Below are 3087 nucleotides of genomic sequence, written 5' to 3'. Positions count from 1 at the left end.
GTATGCACATTGAAAACTGGATAGAGAAGAAAGACCAAGAAAGAAACCGAGAAGAGAGCGTAAAGCTTAGAAGATTAAGTAGAAAAGAGCGCACGGTGGATGCCTTGGCACTAGGAGCCGAAGAAGGACGGAACGAACACCGAAATGCTTTGGGGAGCTGTAAGTAAGCGAAGAACCAGAGATATCCGAATGGGGGAACCCAGCATGAGAAGTCATGTTATCCATATGCATAGAGCATATGAGAAGGTAGACCCGGAGAACTGAAACATCTAAGTACCCGGAGGAAGAGAAAGAAAAATCGATTCCCTAAGTAGCGGCGAGCGAACAGGGAAGAGCCCAAACCGAATGATTTATCATTCGGGGTTGTAGGACTTCAATAGAGCGTTGGAGATGTAGCTGAATGGCATGGGAAGGCCAATCGAAGAAGGTGAGAATCCTGTAGGCGACGCATTGAAGACATCAGAAGGATCCTGAGTACGGCGGAACACGAGGAATTCCGTCGGAATCTGGGAGGACCATCTCCCAAGGCTAAATACTCCCTAGTGACCGATAGTGAACCAGTACCGTGAGGGAAAGGTGAAAAGCACCCCGGGAGGGGAGTGAAAGAGAACCTGAAACCGTGTGCTTACAAGTAGTCAGAGCCCCACACGAGGGTGATGGCGTGCCTTTTGTAGAATGAACCGGCGAGTTACGATGATATGCAAGGTTAAGGGGAGGACCCGGAGCCGAAGCGAAAGCGAGTCTGAATAGGGCGAGAGTATATGGTCGTAGACCCGAAACCAGGTGATCTACCCATGTCCAGGTTGAAGTTCAGGTAACACTGAATGGAGGACCGAACCGACTTACGTTGAAAAGTGAGCGGATGAGGTGTGGGTAGCGGAGAAATTCCAATCGAACTTGGAGATAGCTGGTTCTCTCCGAAATATATTTAGGTATAGCCTTGATTGATGAATCATGGAGGTAGAGCACTGTTTGGACGAGGGGCCCATCTCGGGTTACCGAATTCAGACAAACTCCGAATGCCAGAGATTTTAGATCAGGAGTCAGACAGCGGGTGATAAGGTCCGTTGTCGAAAGGGAAACAGCCCAGACCACCAGCTAAGGTCCCAAAATATATGTTAAGTGGAAAAGGATGTGGCGTTGCCCAGACAACTAGGATGTTGGCTTAGAAGCAGCCATCATTTAAAGAGTGCGTAATAGCTCACTAGTCGAGTGACGCTGCGCCGAAAATGTACCGGGGCTAAACATATTACCGAAGCTGTGGATCCTTTTTAGGATGGTAGGAGAGCGTTGTAACAGCGGTGAAGCAAGACCGGAAGGGTTTGTGGAGCGGTTACAAGTGAGAATGCCGGTGTGAGTAGCGAAAGACGGGTGAGAATCCCGTCCACCGAAAGACTAAGGTTTCCAGGGGAAGGCTCGTCCGCCCTGGGTTAGTCGGGACCTAAGCTGAAGCTGAACAGCGAAAGCGATGGACAACAGGTAGAGATTCCTGTACTACATTAATTTGTTTGATTGATGGGGTGACGCAGAAGGAGAAGTGAAGCGCGCGAATGGAAGAGCGCGTCCAAATCGTAAGGTGGTGTGATAGGCAAATCCGTCACACAGACATTGAGCGATGATGGGGAGTGAAAATCAGTAGCGAAGTCATGGATTCAAGCTGCCAAGAAAAGCCTCTAGAGAGAAGAGATGTACCCGTACCGTAAACCGACACAGGTAGTCGAGATGAGAATTCTAAGGTGAGCGAGCGAACTCTCGTTAAGGAACTCGGCAAAATGACCCCGTAACTTCGGGAGAAGGGGTGCTCATAGAAATATGAGCCGCAGTGAATAGGCCCAAGCGACTGTTTATCAAAAACACAGGTCTCTGCTAAACCGAAAGGTGATGTATAGGGGCTGACGCCTGCCCGGTGCTGGAAGGTTAAGAGGCGTTCTTAGCGCAAGCGAAGGAACAAATCGAAGCCCCAGTAAACGGCGGCCGTAACTATAACGGTCCTAAGGTAGCGAAATTCCTTGTCGGGTAAGTTCCGACCCGCACGAAAGGCGTAACGATTTGGGCACTGTCTCAACGAGAGACTCGGTGAAATCATAGTACCTGTGAAGATGCAGGTTACCCGCGACAGGACGGAAAGACCCCGTGGAGCTTTACTGTAGCCTGATATTGACCGTGGACACAGCTTGTACAGGATAGGTAGGAGCCTAAGACCTCTGGACGCTAGTTTAGAGTGAGGCGTTGTTGGGATACTACCCTGGCTGTGTTGACTGTCTAACCCGCTTTGAGAGAAGGGAGACAGTGTCAGGTGGACAGTTTGACTGGGGCGGTCGCCTCCTAAAGAGTAACGGAGGCGCTCAAAGGTTCCCTCAGAATGGTTGGAAATCATTCGCAGAGTGTAAAGGCACAAGGGAGCTTGACTGCGAGACCTACAAGTCGAGCAGGGTCGAAAGACGGACTTAGTGATCCGGTGGTACCGCATGGAAGGGCCATCGCTCAACGGATAAAAGCTACCCCGGGGATAACAGGCTTATCTCCCCCAAGAGTTCACATCGACGGGGAGGTTTGGCACCTCGATGTCGGCTCATCGCATCCTGGGGCTGTAGTCGGTCCCAAGGGTTGGGCTGTTCGCCCATTAAAGCGGTACGCGAGCTGGGTTCAGAACGTCGTGAGACAGTTCGGTCCCTATCCGTCGTGGGCGTAAGAAATTTGAGAGGAGCTGTCCTTAGTACGAGAGGACCGGGATGGACATACCACTGGTGGACCAGTTGTCGTGCCAACGGCATGGCTGGGTAGCTATGTATGGACGGGATAAGTGCTGAAAGCATCTAAGCATGAAGCCCCCCTCAAGATGAGATTTCTCTAAGATCCCTGAAAGATGATCAGGTAGATAGGTTCGAGGTGGACGTATGGTGACATATGGAGCTGACGAATACTAATCGATCGTGGACTTAATCTAGGATTTAAGGTAAGACTTGGTGAATATTCTCTATCCAGTTTTGAATGTGTATGCATTCAATTGAATTGTCTGGTGACGATAGCAAAGAGGTCACACCTGTTCCCATGCCGAACACAGAAGTTAAGCTCTTTAGCGCCGAT

The 3087-nt window shown here is 50.2% G+C and carries 2 rRNA genes; both read left to right on the top strand.

What is annotated here, in order from left to right:
* Positions 1-72: 72 nt before the first annotated feature.
* Positions 73-2947, top strand: a 23S ribosomal RNA gene (locus tag EDD62_RS09115).
* Between the two features lie 68 nt (positions 2948-3015).
* Positions 3016-3087 (top strand): 5S ribosomal RNA (rrf, locus tag EDD62_RS09110); the annotation flags it as partial.

It is taken from the genome of Abyssicoccus albus (genome assembly GCF_003815035.1).
Lineage (GTDB): Bacteria > Bacillota > Bacilli > Staphylococcales > Abyssicoccaceae > Abyssicoccus > Abyssicoccus albus.
Note: the sequence above shows the minus strand (reverse complement) of the source record. Positions and strands in the feature narration are given on the sequence as shown.